This is a genomic window from Streptomyces sp. NPDC020917 (genome assembly GCF_044333795.1).
In the GTDB taxonomy this organism is placed as follows: Bacteria; Actinomycetota; Actinomycetes; order Streptomycetales; family Streptomycetaceae; genus Actinacidiphila.
The window spans coordinates 172,342-190,540 of the sequence record NZ_JBIRRR010000013.1; the positions used below are offsets into that span (position 1 = coordinate 172,342).

Genomic DNA, 18,199 nt, shown 5'->3' on the forward strand with positions numbered 1-18,199 from the left:
CGTAGCGCTGCCGTCGCACGGCCGGGGTGTGGTCGCGTTCGTGGAGGGGCCACACAAAAGCGGGGCCGCCCCCGGCCGGACCGTGCGCGGGAGGCGCAGGTCGCGGAGGGGGCGGCCCGTTCGCGGTGGCGGGCTACGCTCCGCGGAGGGCGGCTCCGGTGCGCTCCGCGGCAGCGGCCACCGCGGCGTCGCGGGCCGCCGACGCCTCGTCCGCCGTGAGCGTCCGATCGGCCGCACGGAAGCGCAGCGCATAGGCGAGGGACTTGCGGCCCTCACCGATCTGCGGGCCGGTGAAGATGTCGAACAGCCGGACGGACTCCAGGAGTTCGCCCGCGCCCTCGCTGAGCGCGCGCTCGACGTCCGCAGCCGGGACCGCGGCGTCCACGACGAGCGCCACGTCCTGGGTGGCGACCGGGAACGTCGACACCCGCGGGCCGGTCACCGGGCCGCCGCCCGCCGCCTCCAGCAGGTCGAGGTCCAGCTCCATGGCGGAGGTCCGCTCGGGCAGCCCGAGCGCCTTGACCACGCGCGGGTGCAGCTCGCCCGCGTGCCCGACGACCTGCTCGCCGGCCAGCAGCGCCGCGCACCGGCCGGGGTGGAACGGCGCGTGCTGGTCCTGCCGGACCGTCAGTTCGACGCCGGTCTCGCGCGCCACCGTCCGCCCGGCCTCGACCGCGTCGGCCCAGGTCGCCGGGTAGCCCTTGCCCCACCAGCCGGCCTGCTCGCGCGCGCCGGCCAGGGCGACGGCGACCCGTCGCGGCTGGTGCGGCAGCGCGGCCTCCAGCGCGGCGATCTCCTCGCCGGTGGGCCGCCGGTCCACCGGCAGCCGCGGCGGGGCGACCTGCTCGCCGGACGGGTGGAAGACCAGCCCGGTCTCGAAGAGCGCCAGGTCCTGGGCGCCGCGCCCGTGGTTGCGGCGGAGCGTGGCGAGCAGCCCGGGCAGCAGCGTGGTGCGCAGCGACGGCTCGGTGTCGTACAGCGGGTTGGCGAGGGTGACGGTGCGGCGGCGCGCGTCGTCCTCGTCCAGGCCGAGCTGGTCGAAGACCTCGGCGCCGACGAACGGGTAGCTGGGGGCCTCGACATAGCCCGCCCCGGCCAGCGCCCGGCCGACCCGGCGGCGCACCCGCTGGGACTCGGTCAGACCGCGGGCGGAGGGCAGCTTGGGCAGCGTGGAGGGCAGGTTCTCGTAGCCCTCGAGCCGGATGACCTCCTCGGCGAGGTCGTTCGGGGCGCCGAGGTCGGGCCGCCAGCTCGGCACCGTGACGATCAGCTCGTCGGAGCCGTACACGTCGCAGCCGATCTCCTGCAGGCGGCGGACGACGGTCTCCCGGCCGTACTCGGTGCCGGCCACCTTGTCGGGGTGGTCCGCGGGCATGGCGATGGTCCGCGGGGCGGACGGCGCGATGACCTCGGTGACGCCCGCCTCGGCCTTGCCGCCGGCGAGCAGCACCAGCAGGTCCACGGCACGCTGCGCGGCCGCCGAGGTGGCCTGCGGGTCGGTGCCGCGCTCGAAGCGGCGGGACGCCTCGGACCCCAGCTTGTGGCGGCGCGCGGTACGGGCGATCGACACCGGGGCGAAGTGCGCCGCCTCGATGACGATCTCGGTGGTGCCGGAGTCCGGGCCGGCCTCGGCGATCTCGGTGTGGGCGCCGCCCATGACGCCGGCGATGCCGATCGGTCCCGAGTCGTCGGTGATGACCAGGTCCTCGGCGTCCAGCACCCGCTCGACGTCGTCCAGCGTGGTGATCTTCTCGCCGGCCTCGGCCCTGCGCACCCCGATCGGGCCGTTGAGCCGGGTCCGGTCGTAGGCGTGCAGCGGCTGGCCGACCTCGAACATCACGTAGTTGGTGATGTCCACGGCCAGCGAGATGGGCCGCATGCCGACCTTCTGGAGCCGGCGCTGCAGCCAGATCGGCGAGTGCGCCTCGGGGTTGACCCCGGTGACGGTGCGCGCGGTGAACCGGTCGCAGCCGTACGGGTCGGAGACCACGACGGGGTAGCCGGCGGCGTTCGGCGCGGGCACGTCGATCAGGGCCGGGTCGCTGAGCGGCAGCCCGAAGACGATGCCGGTCTCGCGGGCGACTCCGCGCAGGGACAGGGCGTAGCCGCGGTCCGGGGTGACCGCGATGTCCAGCACCTCGTCGACCAGTTCCAGCAGCGCGATCGCGTCGGTGCCGGCCTCGTGTTCCGGCGGCAGCACGATGATGCCGTCGTGGTCGTCGCCCATGCCCAGCTCGCGGGCGGAGCAGATCATGCCGTGCGAGGTGCGTCCGTAGGTCTTGCGGGCGGAGATCCGGAAGTCGCCGGGCAGCACGCCGCCGGGCAGGATCACCACGACCTTGTCGCCGACCGCGAAGTTGCGGGCGCCGCAGACGATCTCCTGCGGCTCGCCGGTGCCGTTGGCGTCACCGACGTCGACGGTGCAGAACCGGATCGGCTTCTTGAAGCCCTCCAGCTCCTCGATGGTCAGCACCTGGCCGACGACCAGCGGGCCCTGGAGGCCGGCGCCGACCTGCTCGACGGTCTCGACCTCGAGGCCGGCGGAAATGAGCTTGGCCTGGACGTCGCGGCCGGTCACACCGGCGGGCAGGTCGACGTACTCCCGCAGCCAAGAAAGCGGGACCCGCATCAGATCTCCATCCCGAACGGAAGGGTGAAGCGCACGTCACCCTCAACGATGTCTCGCATGTCCTCGACGCTGTGGCGGAACATCAGCAGCCGCTCGATGCCGAAGCCGAACGCGAAGCCGCTGTACCTCTGGGGGTCGACGCCGCAGGCGGTCAGCACCTTGGGGTTGACCATGCCGCAGCCGCCCAGCTCGATCCAGCCCTCGGAGGAGCAGGTCCGGCACGGGCGGTCGGGGTTGCCGACCGACTCGCCGCGGCAGACGTAGCAGACCATGTCCATCTCGGCGGACGGCTCGGTGAACGGGAAGTGGTTCGGCCGCAGCCGGGTCTTCATGCCCTCGCCGAACAGCGACACGACCATGTGGTCGAGCGTGCCCTTGAGGTCGGCCATGGTCAGGCCCTCGTCGACGGCCAGCAGCTCGACCTGCGCGAACACCGGGGTGTGGGTGGCGTCCAGCTCGTCGGAGCGGTAGACGCGGCCGGGCGCGATGACGTACACCGGCAGCTCGCGCTCCAGCAGCGCGCGGATCTGCACCGGCGAGGTGTGGGTGCGCAGCACCACCCCGGACTGGTCGGCGCCGTCCGCGCCCTGGACGAAGAAGGTGTCCTGGGTCTCGCGTGCGGGGTGGTCGGGCGGGAAGTTGAGCGCGTCGAAGTTGAACCACTCGGCCTCGACCTCGGGGCCCTCGGCCACCTCGTAGCCCATGGCCACGAAGACGTCCTCGATCCGCTCGGAGAGCGTGGTCAGCGGGTGGCGGGCGCCGGCCGGCACGCGGTCGTACGGCAGCGTGACGTCGACCGCCTCCTCGACCAGCACGCGGGCGTCCCGGTCCGCCTCCAGCTCGGCCTGGCGGGCGGCGAGCGCCTGGTTGACCGCGCCGCGGGCTTGGCCGACCCGCTTGCCGGCGTCGGCCTTGGCGTGCGGCGGCAGCGCGCCGATCTCCCGGTTGGCGAGCGCGAGCGGGGAGGTGCCGCCGGAGTGCGCGGTCTTGACGTGGGCGAGGGCGTCCAGGTCGGCGGCGCCGGCGATCGCGGCGAGCGCCTCGTCGCGCATCCGCTCGATCTCCTCCGGCTTCAACGCCTCGACTTCCACAGGGTCGTACGACTTGTTCGGTGCCGACATCTCTTCCCGTTCCGAATTGGATGGCTGCGGCTCTGCCCGACCGGACAACATGCCAAAGGCTGAGTCTACTGGCCTGCGCAGGGCCTGCTTCCTTGCAGGTGGTGGCGCCCGGCGCGGCGGTCCCGGTGCGCTCCGGCGGTCAGTGGCGGCTCGGGCCGCTCAGACCAGGAACGCGGGTGCCCCGACGGGCAGGATAAATCGGAACTCCGCGCCGCCGCCGGGCGCGCGGCCGACCGCGATGGTGCCGCCGTGGGCCTCGACGATGCCCTTGACGATGTAGAGGCCGAGGCCCGTGCCACCGCGCTTGCTGCCCCGCCAGAAGCGGGTGAAGACGCGGCTCATGGACTCCTCCGGAATGCCCGGGCCCTCGTCGCTGACGGTCACCGCGGTGCCGGTGGACCGGTGCTCCCGCGGCGCCGAGGAGGGCGCGACTTCAATAGTGACGGTTCCGTCGCCGTGGCGCACCGCGTTTTCCAGCAGGTTCCCCAGCACCTGGTCGACCTTGTCCGGGTCGGCCCACAGCGCCGGCAGCGGCCGGCTGACCTCGATGCGGAACCGGTCGCCGGGCTGGCCGGCCGCGACGTGCGCGTCGACGTGCCGCTGCACGGCGGTGGCGATGTCGACGGGCTGGCGGCGCACCTCCAGCCGTCCGGAGTCGATCCGGGAGATGTCGAGCAGCTCGGCGATCAGCCGGGTGACCCGGTCCGCGTCCGCGTCCACGGTCTCCAGCATCAGCTTCTTCTGGTCCTCGGTGAACCGCTCCCACTTGGCGAGCAGGGTGGCGGTGAACCCCTTGACCGAGGTGAGCGGCGAGCGCAGCTCGTGGGCGACGGTGGCGATCAGCTCGGCGTGGCTGCGCTCGGTGCGGCGCCTGGCCTCGGTGCCGCGCAGGGTGACGACCAGCCGGCGCAGCGGTCCTGTCGGGTGCTCGCGGACGTAGCGGGCGGCGACCAGCACCTCGCGCCCGCCGGGCAGCAGCAGGTTGCGCTCGGGGTGCCCGGAGCGGATGGCCAGGCCGGTGTACGGCTGGGTGAGCGCCCACCAGCGGCGGCCTTCGAGGTCCTCCAGCGGCATGGCCTGCTCGACGGGGCGGCCGAGCACGTCGGCGGGGCTCAGTGCGGTGATCCGGGCGGCGGCGGCGTTGAAGCACACCACCCGTCCGTGCGCGTCGGCGACCAGCAGGCCGTCGGGCAGGTCGTCCGGGTCGATGCCCGGGCCGGCCCCGGGGGCGCCGAGGTCCTCCGCGGCAGGGAGGGCGTCGCGCCCGGCGTCGGGGGCGGTGCCGGGGCTGGTGCCGGGGCCTGCGGCAGGACCGGTGTCGTGCCCCGCGTCGTCATCCAGGGAGCCGCGGGCGCCCACCGGGGCCGCGGACCGGCCCGCGCGCGTGCCGCGTGCACCGTTCTGCGGCATGACGTCCATGCCCGCCACCCCCCTCTCAGGGCACCCGGGCCGCCACCTTACTAGGTCGCGGTCACGCTGCGGCACCCTCCGGGCGCGCGCTGCGCTCGGGCGGAGGCGTACAGGCAGACCGCGGCGGCGGTGGCCAGGTTGAGGCTCTCGGCCCGGCCGTGGATGGGAACCCGCACCACCTCGTCGGCGAGTGCCCTGGTCTCCTCGGGCAGGCCCCACGCCTCGTTGCCGAAGATCCAGGCGGTGGGGGTGCCCATGGTGCCCTCGTCGAGTTCCGCGTCCAGGTCGCGCTCGCCCGCGCCGTCGGCGGCCAGCATCCGCACGCCCGCGGCGCGCAGCCCGGCGACCGCTTCGGCCACCGGCACGCCGACCGCGACCGGCAGGTGGAACAGGCTGCCGGCGGAGGCGCGCACCGCCTTGGGGTTGTACAGGTCGACGGACGCGTCGGTGAGCACGACCGCGTCGGCGCCGGCGGCGTCCGCGCAGCGCAGTACCGTGCCGGCGTTGCCGGGGTCGCGCACATGGGCGAGGACGGCGACCAGCCGCGGCCGGGCGGCGAGGATCTCGGGGAACGGCGAGTCGAGGAAGCGGCAGACCCCGACCAGCCCCTGCGGGGTGACGGTGTCGGAGATCTCCGCGATCACCTCGGGGGTCGCGGTGAGCACCGGCGCGCCCGCGGCGCGAGCCGCGGCCACCACGTCGGCGTGCCGCTGCGCGGCGTCCGGGGTGGCGTACAGCTCGATCAGGGTGCGCCCGGCGGCGCTGCCGCGGTGCTCGACCGCCTCCCGCACGGCCTGCGGCCCCTCGGCGAGGAACCGCCGCTCCTTCCCGCGGAAGCTGCGCTTGGCCAGCCGGTGCGCGGCGGTCACCCGCGCGGATCGCAGGGAGGTCAGCTCGGGGGTGGCCACTGGGGTGCTCGCACTTCTGCCGGGCCGCGCCGGGAGGGCCGGACGCACGGGGGTGGACAGACCTCGGGCCCGCAGGGGTCACACCCGCCGCGGGCCCGGATCACCGCTCTGCGCGGGTCAGGCGTCACGCCGCCTTGGGGGCGTTCACGTCCGAGGGCAGCGCCTTCTGGGCGACCTCGACGAGCGCCGCGAAGGCGTTCGCGTCGTTCACCGCGAGCTCGGCCAGGATCTTGCGGTCGACCTCGACGTTGGCGGCCTTCAGGCCCTGGATGAAGCGGTTGTAGGTGATGCCGTTGGCGCGGGCAGCGGCGTTGATCCGCTGGATCCACAGCTGACGGAAGTCGCCCTTGCGCTTCTTGCGGTCGTTGTAGTTGTAGACCAGGGAGTGGGTGACCTGCTCCTTGGCCTTGCGGTACAGGCGCGAACGCTGACCGCGGTAACCGCTGGCCTGCTCGAGGATCGCCCGGCGCTTCTTCTGGGCGTTGACTGCCCGCTTGACGCGTGCCACTTGATAACTCCTTCTAGGGGACCGCGGGGATACTCACGCGGTCCGAAAGCGAATGGGGTCCCGGATCGGGACGGCGCTCCCGGTGGGGGGCGCGGCGGTCACTTGCCGAGAAGCTTCTTGACCTTCTTGGCGTCCGCCGGGGACACCTCGACGGTGCCGGTCAGGGCCCGCGTCTTGCTGGACGGCTTGTGCTCGAGCAGGTGGCGCTTGCCGGCGCGCTCACGGAGCACCTTGCCGGAGCCGGTGATCTTGAAGCGCTTGCTCGTACCGCTGTGCGTCTTGTTCTTCGGCATGGCGCCGTGGTCTCCTCGTCGCTGGCCCTCCCGTCCGCCGCTGGGCGCACGGAGAGCGTCAGTTCTGCATTACCGACCCGGAGCCGGAGGCCCCGGGATGTTCTCGTCTCAGCCGGCGTCGGCCGACGGCTCGGCCGGCTCGTCGGCCGGCTCGTCGGCCGGCGCCTCGCCGGCCTGGTCGCCCTGCCGGCCCGCCTTGCGGGCGGCCTGGGCTTCGCGAGCCTCGGCCATCGCCTCGGTCTTCTTCTTGTGCGGACCGAGGACCATGATCATGTTCCGGCCGTCCTGCTTCGGGTTGGACTCGATGAACCCGAGGTCGGTGACATCCTCCGCGAGCCGCTGCAGCAGCCGGTAGCCCAGCTCCGGCCGGGACTGCTCGCGTCCGCGGAACATGATCGTGATCTTGACCTTGTCACCCTGCTTGAGGAACCGGACGACGTGACCCTTCTTGGTGTCGTAGTCGTGCGGGTCGATCTTCGGCCGGAGCTTCATCTCCTTGATGACCGTGTGCGCCTGGTTCTTGCGCGCCTCACGGGCCTTCATGGCCGACTCGTACTTGAACTTCCCGTAGTCCATGAGCTTGCACACGGGCGGACGGGCGTTCGCCGCGACCTCGACCAGGTCGAGGTCGTACTCCTGCGCAAGCTCCAGGGCCTTGGCAAGCGGCACGATGCCGACCTGCTCGCCACTGGGACCGACAAGTCGCACCTCGGGAACGCGAATCCGGTCGTTGATGCGGGGCTCGGCGCTGATGGGGCCTCCTCGGTTGCACCACGCGGCTGACTGGCCGACAGCCACGCTGAGTCTGTGTCGTTCGTCCGACCCCGTACCCCGGGCGTGAAAAACGCCCCGTACGGTACACAGGCGGGGCTCCTCACAACCGGGAGCACCGCCGCGTTATTCCGCGGGGCGCATCGGACGGCGGTGCATCAGCGGCGCTGAGCCGTACCGTCTGACCGGAACCCGTCGGCCTGAGCGGCCGACCAGGTGGGAGATCGGAGCCTCCACTTGTTGGTCGGACACGCAGGTGTCCGACCGGTCGTTGCTCCAGCATAGCAGCGCGAACCCTTAGCCCGTAATCGGCCGGACGGGGCATATCGTGTGTCGCATGAGCGACGCACCCACCCCCGGCTTCGACGACCTGACCCGTGACATCGCGGACGTTCCCGCCGTGGAGGTGATCACCACGGTCGCGGTGCACCTGATGAGCGCGGCCGCGGTGAACCTGGGCCTGGCCGAGGAGGGCGCAGACCACAAGGACCTGGACGAGGCCCGCAAGCTCATCCAGGCCTTGGCCGGGCTGGTGACCGCCAGCGCCACCGAGATCAGCTCGTTCCACGCGGCACCGCTGCGGGACGGCCTGAAGTCGCTCCAGCTGGCCTTCCGCGAGGCGTCGGTCGTGCCGGACGAGCCCGGGCAGGGCCCGGGCGAGAAGTTCACCGGTCCGGTCTACGGCTGACCCCTCCGCCTACGGCCGGGCCGCGCCCGGCCCCTCGTCGCCGTCGGCCTCCGCGCGGGTGAAGTCCTCGGCCTCCTCGGCCTCGATCGCGGCGGTGCGCGCGGCCCGCAGGGCGGTCAGCGCCGGGTGCGTCAGCTCGTGGACCACGGCGGCGAGCGCCCCGCCGACCAGCGGGGCGATGAGGAACAGCCACACCTGCGACAGCGCGGGGCTGCCCGCGAACAGCGCCGGGCCGAAGCTGCGCGCCGGGTTGACGCCGGTGCCGGTCAGCGGGATGCCGACGAGGTGGATGACGACCAGCGCCACGCCGATGGGCAGGCCGTCGAAGCCCACCACGGCGATCCGGTGGGTGACCGCCAGCCACACGAAGACCAGCAGGAACGTCAGGATCAGCTCCGCGACGAACGCGCCGAAGATGTTGATGCCGACCGCCGAGCGGTAGCCGTACCCGTTGGTGCCGAAGGCGCCGTGCACCTTCAGCCCCGGTACCTGCTTGGCGACCAGCAGGAGCAGGGCGGCGCCGGCGATCCCGCCGAGCATCTGGGCGACCCAGTACTCGACGGCCCGGCGGACGTCGATCCGCCCGGCGACGAGCATGCCCAGCGTCACCGCGGGGTTGACGTGGCAGCCGGAGATCGGGCCGAACGTGTAGCAGAGCGCGAGCAGCACGAAGCCGAAGGCCACCGCGATGCCGAGGGTGCCGATGTACTCGCCCGACAGGACGGCGGAGCCGACCCCGAAGAAGACCAGCAGGAGGGTGCCGAGGAATTCGCACGTGACGGTGCGCGAGTCCAGCGGGAGGACGGTTCGCTTGTCCATCAGGGCCTCCTCGTGATGATCATCAAGCCTGCCCTTGCATTGTGAGCCCGGCCGATCAGCCGCACATCTTGTGCCAATCTGGGGCAAAAGCGACCGAAGTCCCGGGATTGCGAGGAGCGCGTGTCCCCGGTCGCCGGCCGCGGGGCGTCCGGCTCAGCGGGAGTACAGCAGGTCCCCGGGGACGGCCGCGCCCGGGGGCAGCAGGGCCAGGTCGAGGCCCTGCACGAGTGCGGCGCGCAGCACCTCGTCGTCGGCCAGCGCGGCGGCCACGCCGCGGCCGGTGGCCTGGACGTCCGCTCCGGGTGCGAGTTCCAGGCCGAGGGTCCCGTCGCTGCCCGGCTGTCCCGGCACCAGGTGGGCCCGTGCCACCCCGGGCTGCGCGGCGACCGCGGCCCGCAGCGCCGCGCGCACGTCCGGGTCGGCGAGCGGGTCCTGCCCGCCCGGGCCGCGGGCGGCGGCCCGCAGCGCCGCGCCGGTCAGCTCGTAGACGACCGGGCCCGCGAGGTCGATCAGCAGGGTGCCGGCCTGCTCGTGCGCGAGCGCCTGCAGTGCCTGGTGCAGCGGTACGGCGACCGGCCGGGCGTCGGGCCGCCAGCGGGCCAGCGCGTCGGTGGAGGTGAACGCGGGCAGCGCGCGGCGGCCGTCGGGCGCCTGGATGACCGGCACCGCCATGTCGCTGCTCTTCTCCCGCCGCAGCCCGTCCTCGCCGGTCTCCGCCTCGCCGAGCACGGCCACCACCGGGACGAGCAGGCGGGCGCCGTGCAGGGCGGCCACCACCGCGGACTCGGCGGCGGCGAGCGCGCCGGCGCCCGTCCCCGCGCCGGAGGCGCCCGCGGTCCCGGCGGCGCGGGCCGTCGCGTACCGCTCCAGGGCGGCGGCCAGGGCCGGGGAGGCGGAGCCGTCGTCGTCGGAGAAACCGGGGTCCGGAATGTTCTTCAGCGCCACGTGGGAACCCTATCCGCCCGCCTTGCGCGGGCCTCCCGCGGGACCGGGAGGGCGCAAGAGGCCACCCGGCCCGGGGGCGCGGACGGCTACCGCGGGCCCCTGCGCCAGGGGCGGAACCAGAGCAGCCCGGCCGCCGCCACCAGGGCCGCGCCGGCCACGGCGAAGCCGGTCGCGACGCCGTCGCCCAGCACCTGGGCGCGGTCCGCCGGCTTGGCGGCCGCGGTCGGACCGGGGGCGAAGTAGCGCTGCCCGTAGGCGACCGGGACGGGCACGGCGGGCTGCGGCTTGAGCTTGCGGGCGGCGGCGAGCGCCGCCGCCGGGTCGATCATGCCGGTGCCCAGGTCGTCGCTGCGGCCGCCCTTCGGCTGGTGCCGCGTCGTGCTCTGCAGCAGCTGCTTGATCTGCGCGGGGCTGAGCTTGGGGTACGCCGAGCGGATCAGCGCGACGGCGCCCGAGACGTACGCCGACGCGGCGCTGGTGCCCCAGCCCGTGTAGTAGGAGCGGTTCGGGTCGGCGATGACCACGTCCACGCCGGGGGCGGACACCGAGTCGTACCAGCGGCTGGTGGAGAACGGCGCGTGCACGCCGTTGCGGTCGACGGCGGCGACGGCGATCACGCCGGGGTAGGCCGCCGGGTACGAGGAGCGGTCGGCCTCCTCGCCGCCGTTGCCCGCGGAGGCGACCACCACGACGCCCTTGCTCAGCGCGTACCGGATCGCGTCGTCCTCGGCGGCCACCGGCGCGGCGGTCGCGCTGTCGTCGCCGAGCGAGAGGTTGATGACGTCGGCGCCGTGGTCGGCGGCCCAGCGGATGCCGTCGGGCAGCGCGTCGCCCCTGCTGCTGCGGGCCTTGGCGCGCTGCGGGTCCTTGTCCTCCAGGATCACCCGCACCGGCAGGATGCGGGCCCGGGGCGCGATGCCCATGACGCCGGAGTCGTGCCCGTAGCCGTGGCCGTGGCCCGCGATGATCGCGGCCATGCCGGTGCCGTGCCGGGCCCAGGCGCCGTCGCCGCGCTGGGCGCCGAAGCCGATCTCGTCCTTGCCCGTGAGCACCTGCCCGGTCAGGTCGGGGTGGGTGGCGTCCACGCCGGTGTCCAGCACGGCGACGGTGACCCCGGCGCCCTCGCTGGTCTTCCACGCCTGCTGGGCGTGCAGGGCCTGGAGCGCCCAGTCGGCGTTGCGGACGGCGTCCGCGCCGGCCAGTGCGGGCGGGGCGAGGACGGTGAACACGGCGGCGCTCGCGAGGACCGCGAGCAGGCGGCGGGTCGGGGTCATCGGCTCTTCTCCGCGCCGGTCCCGGCCGTGCCGGTGCGGGCGCTCGGCGTGGCGGGCGCGGTGGTCGCGGACGGGTGCAGCAGGGCGCTGACGGCGGCGTGCAGCCGGTCGTCGACGGCCGAGGCGAGGCCGGTGGCGTCGAAGCCGAGGCCCGCCTGGGCGGGGGCGGTGGTGGCCCCCGCGGCGTCCGCCTTGTCGGCGGGCTGCGGCGCGGGGACGGTCCGGCCGTCGGCGAAGCCGCTCACCGCGTACACGACGAGGGGCAGGTCGGCGGAGATCTGGACGGCCCAGCTGCCGCGCTGGCGGTCGCCGAAGCCGGCGGCCGGTGTGCCCGGGAAGGCCACCGGCCGGGGCATCAGGTCGGCGCGGTCGCCGAGGTTCTGGGTGGTCCAGCGCTGGTTGAGCGCGGCCATCGCCTGCGCGCCGCCGGAGGTCACGAGCAGGCCGACGGTGGTGACCGTCGACGAGGTGCTGTCCACGTAGGTGGCGCGCAGCAGCCGGACGCAGCCGACCGGGGACAGCACGTTCTGCAGCAGCGGGTCGAAGGCGCCGGTGCACCCTGCGGGCTGGGCGACCCCGATCCGCGACCAGGAGCGGTCGGCGCCGCCCGGCCCCGCGCCCTGCTGGGACACGGTCGGCGGGAACAGCTGGTCGACCGGGACGTTGCGCCACACGGTGCGGGCCCGGGCGAACGCCTCCGGGCTGCCGTCCGCGATCGGCGCCTCGGCGCGCGGCCCGTGGTTGATCACCGCCCCCGCGGTGGCGCCGCCGATCAGGCCGATGCCCAGCACCAGGCACACGGCGGCGAGCAGCCGCCCGCGGGCCGAGCGGCGCGAGCCGTCGGAGTACGTCGCGTCGGTGTAGGTCCCGCCGGCCGGCGGCCGGGCCAGCCCGAAGTCCGGCCACACCGGCTCCTCGGCGGCGCCCGGACGGAACGCGGGCGGCGGGGGCACGGGGCCCGTGGCGCTCCAACCGGAGCCGGACGCAAGGGAGTCGGCACCGGCACTGCCCTGTGGCGGGACCGCGGGGCCCGGCGGGCGCGGCGGTACGGGCGGAGCCTGGGCCGGGGTCCGGGCCGGGGCCTCGGCTCGCGCCGTGGTCTGCGGGGCGGCGGTTCCGGGCGCCGGGGGCGCGGCACCGTGCGGCGGGGTTCCGTACTGCGGCGGGACGGAACCGCCTGCGGGGCGCCGGGGTTCGGCCTGCGGCGGTGCGCCCGGCGGCGGTCCGGCCGGGCGCGGGGGTGCGGCGGGAGGAGCGGGGGCGGCGGGGCGCGAAGGGCTCGCCGGGGAGGGGCCCGGAACGGCGGGCGGCGGTCCGGCCGGCTTCGGCGGCGCCTGCGCGGACCGCCCGGGGGCGGCCGGCGGCGCATGGGGCGGGGCCGGCGGCATCGGGGGCGGGGCCGGGGGCCGCGACGGCGGTATCGGCGGGGTCGCGCCGTCCGCGGACGCCTCGTCCTCGGACTGAGCGGTCGCCGGACGGTGAGGGTGCAGCGTGGGGAACGGGGAGGGCGGGGTCTGTCCGTTGTCGACTCCGGTGCTCACCCGGCGCTCCCTCGTGACCTCTACGTGCACTGCCTGCGCGTCACTCTACGGGGTCGACGGGGGGCCCGGCTCCCACCGGGCGGCAGGGCCGTCCCAACTCCTGTTCAAGTCCTGGCCCCCGCCGCCCCTACCGCTGGGTAGGGAGGGCGTGGCAGGCTGCCGCCATGTCCGATCGTGAAGCCGACCGGGCCCGGTACGACCGGGCCACCGCGCACCTCGACGCCCCCGTGGCGGTCGTCGATCTCGGCGCGTTCGACGCGAACGCCGCCGACCTGGTCCGGCGGGCCGCCGGCAAGCCGATCCGGGTGGCCTCCAAGTCCGTGCGCTGCCGCGCGCTGCTGGAGCGCGTCCTGGGGCACGACGGCTTCACGGGCGTCATGTCGTTCACGCTCGCCGAGTCCGTGTGGCTGGCGCGGGCCGGCTTCACGGACGTGCTGCTCGCGTACCCGTCGGCCGACCGGGCCGGGTACGCGGAGCTGGCCGCCGATCCGAAGCTGGCCGCGGCGGTGACCGTCATGGTCGACGACCCGGCGCAGCTCGACCTGATCGACGCGGCGCGGGACGGCGGGACGGAGACGATCCGCGTCTGTCTCGAACTCGACACCTCCCTGCGGAAGCTGGGCGGGCGGATACGGATCGGCGCGCTGCGCTCGCCGCTGCACGCGCCGGAGGGGATGGCCGAGCTGGCGCGGGCCGTGGCCGGCCGACCGGGCTTCCGGCTGGTGGGGATCATGGCGTACGAGGGGCACATCGCGGGGGTGGGCGACGCGGTCGCCGGGCGCAGGGCGCGCTCGATGGCGATCCGCCTGATGCAGTCCGCGGCCCGCAAGGAGCTGGCGGCCCGGCGGGCGGCCGCGGTGCGCGCGGTGCGGGAGGTCGTGCCGGACCTGGAGTTCGTGAACGGCGGCGGCACGGGCAGCGTGCAGCACACCGCGGAGGAGGACGCGGTCACCGAGATCGCGGCCGGTTCCGGCCTGTACGTGCCGCGCCTGTTCGACAACTACACCTCGTTCCGGGGCCGGCCGGCCGCGCTGTTCGCGCTGCCGGTGGTGCGGCGCCCGGGCGTGGGCGTGGTGACGGTGCTGGGCGGCGGGTATCCCGCGTCCGGCGCGGCGGGCCGCGACCGGCTGCCGGAGCCGTACCTGCCGGAGGGGCTGCGCTACGACGCGCAGGAGGGCGCCGGCGAGGTGCAGACGCCGCTCCTCGGCTCGCCGGCGGACGACCTGCTGATCGGCGACAAGGTGTGGTTCCGGCACGCGAAGGCCGGCGAACTGTGCGAGCGCTTCGCGGAGTTGCACCTGGTGGAGGGCGACCGGGTGACCGCGGCGGTGCCCACGTACCGGGGCGAGGGCCGGACCTTCCTGTAGGGCGGGTCCTTCCCGGCGGCCGCGGCGTTCCGCGGACGTCCGCCGCGGCCCGGCCCTTCCCCGGAAGCGAGGGAGCCCGCCTGGCACGGGCAGGTCGGCCAGGCGGGCGGTCAGGGGCGGGCGGCCTGGGCGGTGCCGGCGGGCCGCCCGGTGTCAGACGCCGGTGCCGCTCGGGCCGCCGCTGCTGTCGGCCTTGATGCCGGCCGTGATGGTGTCCATGGTGGACACGCTCGGCGCCTTCGAGCCGATGTCGAACCCGAAGCGGACGACGACGAGCTTGCTGGAGTCCGCGGGCGACGGGAAGACCAGCGACTCGACGTAGCCGTCCGTACCGGACTTGGTGGTGAGCTTCCAGCGGACCATGTAGCCCTTCTGGCCGGCCACCGTGACGGATCCGGCCGCCACCTGCGTGTGCGACGTGGTGGCGCCGTAGGTGTCCGAGCTGTACGCGTTCTTCGCGTTCGGGGCGATGTCCGCCTTCGCGGCCGCCTCCGGCGAGGTCTGCGTCAGTTTCAGGGCCGCGGCCGGTTCGGCGAAGACGCCGCCGCGCACGCAGCTCTGCGTGGTGTCGCCGGGGCACGGGTAGCCGCCGGTGGTGGCGCTCGCGCCGACGCCGCTCTGGCCGGAGGCACCCTGCCAGCCGTCGAGGACCGGGAGGCTGACGCCGTCGTAGGCGTCGACGGCCGTGCTGCCGTCGCCGCCGCTCTGGCCTCCGTCGCTGCCGCCCTGGCCTCCGTCGCTGCCGCTGCCGCCCTGGCCGCCGTTCTGCCCTTGGCCGCCGCTCGGGTTCGGCACGGGTATGTGCGGGGTGCCCTTGCCCTGGTCCTGCGGGGCGCTGGTCGTCGGCGAGCCCGTGGCGTCGTCCTTCTTGCCGTTCGAGCCGAGGACCAGGATGCCGGCGATGACGCCGCCGATCACGACGAGCGCCGCGATGATCGCGAGGGCCACCGTCCCCGACTTGCGCCCGCCACCGCCGCCCGGCGAGGCCAGCACGTCACCCGAGGGGTACGGATACGGGTACGCACCAGGCTGCTGCGGGCCGTCCGGCACCGGTGCGGTCCTGGTGTACTCGGTCCACGCGTTCCCGTCCCACCAGCGTTCCATGGCCGGGCCGTTGCCTGTGTGCCCGGGTTCTGGATACCAGCCGGGCGGGGTCGTCGTCGTCACGGCGGTCACCCTATGGCCCGAGCATGAGAATCCCGTAAGCGCCTGGTCACGATTCGGACGGCGAAGCCGGAATGGGACGTGGCCGGCGGACGGCGGCGGCTCGGACGACTCCGGGCGCCCCTTCCGCTTCCGCGGAGGCCGGCTTCCGGCCGGCGGCTTCCCGCGGTGGACGGCGGCCCGCGCCCGCCCGGCGGGGCACGCGGTCAGGCGCGGGTGAGGCCGAGGAGGTCGCGGGCGGGGCCCGCGGGGCGGTGGCCGGCGGGCCACACGGCGCGCAGCGAGCGGGTGAGCGGGAGGTCGGGGGCGACCGGGACGGCGGCGAGGCGGCCGGCGCCCACTTCCTCGGCGACCGCCAGCTCGCTGAGGACGGCCGGCCCGGCGCCGCTGACCGTGGCGGCCTTGGCCGCGGTGGTCGAGGCGAGTTCGAGCAGCGGCGCGGCCGGACCGGCGTGCGGGGCCAGGGCGGCGTCGAGGACCTGCCGCGTGCCGGATCCGGCCTCGCGCAGGATCAGCGGGGTCGTGGCGAGTTCGGCCGCCTGGAGCGGCCGGCGCCGCCGCGCCCAGGGGTGGCCGGGGGCCACGACGACGAGCAGCCGGTCGTGGCCGATCACCGCGGAGTCCAGGCCGGGCGGCACGTCCAGTCCCTCGACGAACCCCAGGTCCGCGTCCCCGGCCAGCACCTGCTGGGCGACGGCTGCGGAGTTGCCGGCGGCCAGCGAGACCGCGGTGCCGGGCCGCCGCCCGTGCAGGGCGATCAGCCAGCCGGGCAGCAGGTACTCGCCGATGGTCATGCTCGCGGCGACCCGGAGCCGGGAGTCGCGGCGGCCGCGCAGCGCCTGCGCCCCCACGTCGAACGCCTCCGCGGCCTCCACCACCCGCCGGGCCCAGACGCTGACCAGCGCGCCCTCGTCGGTGAGCCGCGAGCCGGTCGGCGACCGCCGCACCAGGGCCACGCCGAGCTGCGTCTCCAGGGCGCGCAGCCGCCCGCTGGCCGCGGGCTGGCTGATGCCGAGCTCCCGCGCGGCCCGGCCGAGACTGCCCAGGCGGGCCACGGCCAGCAGCAGTTCCATGGCGCCGAGGTCGGGCACCCGGTGCGCCAGCGGCGCGGGGGGCTCGCCCGGCGGGTCGGCGGCGGTACTCATAAGCCCAGCTTATGTGCCGATAGCCGAGCGGCCTCTACCCGCCCGCACCGGCCTCGGCGAGGGTCGAGACATGGTCGCTGTCACTTCTCCGCCTCTGTCCCTCCCGGTTCGCCCGGCCCGTCTCGCGCTGCGCGAGGTGGGTCCCAACTGGTACGCGTCGGTGATGGGCACGGCGATCGTCGCCAACGCCGGCGTGGCCCTACCCGGGTCCCCGACGTGGCTGCGGGACGCCTGCACCCCGATGTGGGTGCTGTCCCTGCTGCTGCTCGCCGCCGTGCTGGTGGTGCGCGCGGTGCGCTGGTGGAAGTACCCCGCGGACGCGCGCCGCGACCTGCACGACCCGGCCGTCGCGCCGTTCTTCGGCTGCCTGGCCATGGCGCTGCTCGCGGTCGGCGCGGGCGCGCTGGCCTGCGGGCGGGGGCTGCTCGGCGCATCGGCCGCCGTCGGCCTGGACGCGGTGCTGTGGACGGCGGGCTCGGTGTGCGGGCTGGTGGTCGCGGTGCTCGTGCCGTACCTGATGGTGGTGCGGCACCGGATCGACCTCGACGACGCGTCGCCGGTGTGGCTGCTGCCGATCGTCGCGCCGATGGTGTCGGCGGCCCTCGGCCCGGCGCTCGTGCCGCACCTGCCGGCCGGGCAGGCGCGCGAGGCGCTGCTGATCGGCTGCTACGCGATGTTCGGGATGAGCCTGCTGGCCACGCTGATGCTGCTGCCGCTGGTGTGGGGGCGGCTGGTGCGGAGCGGGCCGCTGCCGGTGGCGCTGACCCCGGCTCTCTTCCTGGTGCTCGGCCCGCTGGGCCAGTCCACCACCGCGGTCGGCAATCTGGCGGACGCGGCGCCGACGGCCGTTGCCGCCCCCTACGCGACGGCGCTGCACGGCTTCGCCCTCCTGTACGGGGTGCCGGTGATGGGCTTCGCCCTGCTGTGGCTGGCCCTCTCCCTGGCCCAGGTGGTCCGGGCGTTCCGCCGCGGCATGCGCTTCTCCATGACCTGGTGGGCGTTCACCTTCCCCGTCGGCACGTGTGTCACGGGCGCGGCGAGTCTGGCCCGCCACACCGGCCTCCACGCCCTGACCTGGCTCGCCGTCGCCCTCTACGCCGCCCTCGCCGTGGCCTGGCTCGCCGCCGCAACGGGAACCCTGCGCTCCGCCTTGCGTTGACCCTTGGCTGGCTCGGCACGGGATCGGCATCCAGGGTGCGCGGCGGCTGCGCCTTGCCCTCCGCGACGTTCTTGGGTGGCCGCCCGCGGAGTCCCGCACCCCTCGGCATCCGGGCAGCCCCCGGAGGTGCTTTGCCGTCTGCGACGTGCACGGGTGGCTGGGCGCGGAGTTCCCATCACTCCTGGGAGCATCGCCCCTCCGGGGCGGGGGCCCGGGCTGCCCCCGGGGGTGCGTTGCCGCCTGCGGCGTGCCTCCTGGCTGAGCGCGCTGGGGGACCCCGCGCCCCTTCGGCAACCGGGCAGCCCCACCCGATGGTTTGCCGCCTGCGGCGTGCGTTGTGGCTGGGCGCGCAGTTCCCCGCACTCCTGGGAGCATCGCCCCTCCGGGGCGGGGGCCCGGGCTGCCCCCGGGGGTGCGTTGCCGCCTGCGGCGTGCCTCCTGGCTGAGCGCGCTGGGG

Annotated in this window: 16 protein-coding genes; 3 read left to right on the forward strand and 13 right to left on the reverse strand. The window is 75.2% G+C overall.

The window, feature by feature from the left end; translation table 11 throughout:
* Positions 1-133: 133 nt before the first annotated feature.
* The 7 genes from pheT to infC form a co-directional block, all read right to left on the reverse strand.
* Positions 134-2,629: a phenylalanine--tRNA ligase subunit beta gene (pheT, locus tag ACH4TG_RS25990; protein ID WP_398244911.1), complete on the reverse strand. Its 2,496-nt coding sequence runs from the start codon at positions 2,627-2,629 to the stop codon at positions 134-136.
* Positions 2,629-3,750 carry a phenylalanine--tRNA ligase subunit alpha gene (pheS, locus tag ACH4TG_RS25995; RefSeq protein WP_398244912.1) on the reverse strand — a complete coding sequence of 374 codons (1,122 nt, stop codon included), beginning with the start codon at positions 3,748-3,750 and terminating at the stop codon, positions 2,629-2,631. Before pheS ends, pheT begins: the two co-directional genes overlap by 1 nt.
* 159 nt (positions 3,751-3,909) lie before the next feature.
* Complete coding sequence (locus ACH4TG_RS26000) at positions 3,910-5,169, reverse strand: ATP-binding protein (RefSeq protein ID WP_398244913.1); 1,260 nt, start codon at positions 5,167-5,169, stop codon at positions 3,910-3,912.
* Positions 5,170-5,210: 41 nt separating this feature from the next.
* Positions 5,211-6,068, reverse strand: a complete 858-nt coding sequence (locus ACH4TG_RS26005) for a TrmH family RNA methyltransferase (RefSeq protein WP_398244915.1) — start codon at positions 6,066-6,068, stop codon at positions 5,211-5,213.
* A gap of 124 nt (positions 6,069-6,192) precedes the next feature.
* Complete coding sequence (gene rplT, locus ACH4TG_RS26010) at positions 6,193-6,576, reverse strand: 50S ribosomal protein L20 (protein WP_018564305.1); 384 nt, start codon at positions 6,574-6,576, stop codon at positions 6,193-6,195.
* 98 nt (positions 6,577-6,674) lie between these two features.
* Positions 6,675-6,869 carry a 50S ribosomal protein L35 gene (gene rpmI / locus ACH4TG_RS26015; RefSeq protein WP_398244917.1) on the reverse strand — a complete coding sequence of 65 codons (195 nt, stop codon included), beginning with the start codon at positions 6,867-6,869 and terminating at the stop codon, positions 6,675-6,677.
* Positions 6,870-6,977: 108 nt separating this feature from the next.
* Positions 6,978-7,667 carry a translation initiation factor IF-3 gene (infC, locus tag ACH4TG_RS26020; protein ID WP_398244918.1) on the reverse strand — a complete coding sequence of 230 codons (690 nt, stop codon included), beginning with the start codon at positions 7,665-7,667 and terminating at the stop codon, positions 6,978-6,980.
* 310 nt (positions 7,668-7,977) lie between these two features.
* Between infC and ACH4TG_RS26025 the strand changes: the two genes are divergently transcribed.
* Entirely contained in the window at positions 7,978-8,328 is a 351-nt protein-coding gene (locus ACH4TG_RS26025; protein ID WP_398244919.1) for a DUF1844 domain-containing protein, read from the forward strand.
* 9 nt (positions 8,329-8,337) lie between these two features.
* Here ACH4TG_RS26025 and ACH4TG_RS26030 read toward each other — a convergent pair whose 3' ends face one another.
* From ACH4TG_RS26030 to ACH4TG_RS26045, 4 genes are all read right to left on the reverse strand, one after another.
* Positions 8,338-9,147, reverse strand: coding sequence for an MIP family channel protein (locus tag ACH4TG_RS26030; protein ID WP_398244920.1), 810 nt, complete (start codon positions 9,145-9,147; stop codon positions 8,338-8,340).
* A 153-nt stretch (positions 9,148-9,300) separates the two neighbouring features.
* Positions 9,301-10,092, reverse strand: a complete 792-nt coding sequence (locus ACH4TG_RS26035) for an SseB family protein (protein WP_398244921.1) — start codon at positions 10,090-10,092, stop codon at positions 9,301-9,303.
* Between the two features lie 86 nt (positions 10,093-10,178).
* The gene (gene mycP / locus ACH4TG_RS26040) at positions 10,179-11,366 is read right to left on the reverse strand and encodes a type VII secretion-associated serine protease mycosin (protein ID WP_398244922.1); all 1,188 of its coding nucleotides are present in this window, start codon (positions 11,364-11,366) and stop codon (positions 10,179-10,181) included.
* On the reverse strand, positions 11,363-12,319 hold the full coding sequence (locus ACH4TG_RS26045) for a hypothetical protein (protein ID WP_398244923.1): 957 nt from the start codon (positions 12,317-12,319) through the stop codon (positions 11,363-11,365). Before ACH4TG_RS26045 ends, mycP begins: the two co-directional genes overlap by 4 nt.
* A 752-nt stretch (positions 12,320-13,071) precedes the next feature.
* On the opposite strand from ACH4TG_RS26045, the gene ACH4TG_RS26050 reads away from it, so the two are divergent.
* On the forward strand, positions 13,072-14,274 hold the full coding sequence (locus ACH4TG_RS26050) for an amino acid deaminase/aldolase (protein WP_398244924.1): 1,203 nt from the start codon (positions 13,072-13,074) through the stop codon (positions 14,272-14,274).
* A gap of 153 nt (positions 14,275-14,427) precedes the next feature.
* On the opposite strand, the gene ACH4TG_RS26055 is transcribed toward ACH4TG_RS26050, so the two are convergent.
* Positions 14,428-15,441: a DUF2510 domain-containing protein gene (locus tag ACH4TG_RS26055; protein ID WP_398244925.1), complete on the reverse strand. Its 1,014-nt coding sequence runs from the start codon at positions 15,439-15,441 to the stop codon at positions 14,428-14,430.
* A 203-nt stretch (positions 15,442-15,644) separates the two neighbouring features.
* The gene (locus ACH4TG_RS26060; protein WP_398244926.1) at positions 15,645-16,583 is read right to left on the reverse strand and encodes a LysR family transcriptional regulator; all 939 of its coding nucleotides are present in this window, start codon (positions 16,581-16,583) and stop codon (positions 15,645-15,647) included.
* A gap of 70 nt (positions 16,584-16,653) precedes the next feature.
* Here ACH4TG_RS26060 and ACH4TG_RS26065 point away from each other — a divergent pair, with 70 nt between their 5' ends.
* Positions 16,654-17,742 carry a TDT family transporter gene (locus ACH4TG_RS26065; RefSeq protein ID WP_398244927.1) on the forward strand — a complete coding sequence of 363 codons (1,089 nt, stop codon included), beginning with the start codon at positions 16,654-16,656 and terminating at the stop codon, positions 17,740-17,742.
* Positions 17,743-18,199: the final 457 nt, after the last annotated feature.

Coding starts and splice junctions, on each gene's coding strand:
- pheT (WP_398244911.1), bottom strand. CDS start 2,629: ATGCGGGTCCCGCTTTCTTGGCTGCGGGAGTACGTCGACCTGCCCGCC.
- pheS (WP_398244912.1), bottom strand. CDS start 3,750: ATGTCGGCACCGAACAAGTCGTACGACCCTGTGGAAGTCGAGGCGTTG.
- ACH4TG_RS26000 (WP_398244913.1), bottom strand. CDS start 5,169: ATGGACGTCATGCCGCAGAACGGTGCACGCGGCACGCGCGCGGGCCGG.
- rpmI (WP_398244917.1), bottom strand. CDS start 6,869: ATGCCGAAGAACAAGACGCACAGCGGTACGAGCAAGCGCTTCAAGATC.
- ACH4TG_RS26025 (WP_398244919.1), top strand. CDS start 7,978: ATGAGCGACGCACCCACCCCCGGCTTCGACGACCTGACCCGTGACATC.
- ACH4TG_RS26030 (WP_398244920.1), bottom strand. CDS start 9,147: ATGGACAAGCGAACCGTCCTCCCGCTGGACTCGCGCACCGTCACGTGC.
- mycP (WP_398244922.1), bottom strand. CDS start 11,366: ATGACCCCGACCCGCCGCCTGCTCGCGGTCCTCGCGAGCGCCGCCGTG.
- ACH4TG_RS26050 (WP_398244924.1), top strand. CDS start 13,072: ATGTCCGATCGTGAAGCCGACCGGGCCCGGTACGACCGGGCCACCGCG.
- ACH4TG_RS26060 (WP_398244926.1), bottom strand. CDS start 16,583: ATGAGTACCGCCGCCGACCCGCCGGGCGAGCCCCCCGCGCCGCTGGCG.
- ACH4TG_RS26065 (WP_398244927.1), top strand. CDS start 16,654: ATGGTCGCTGTCACTTCTCCGCCTCTGTCCCTCCCGGTTCGCCCGGCC.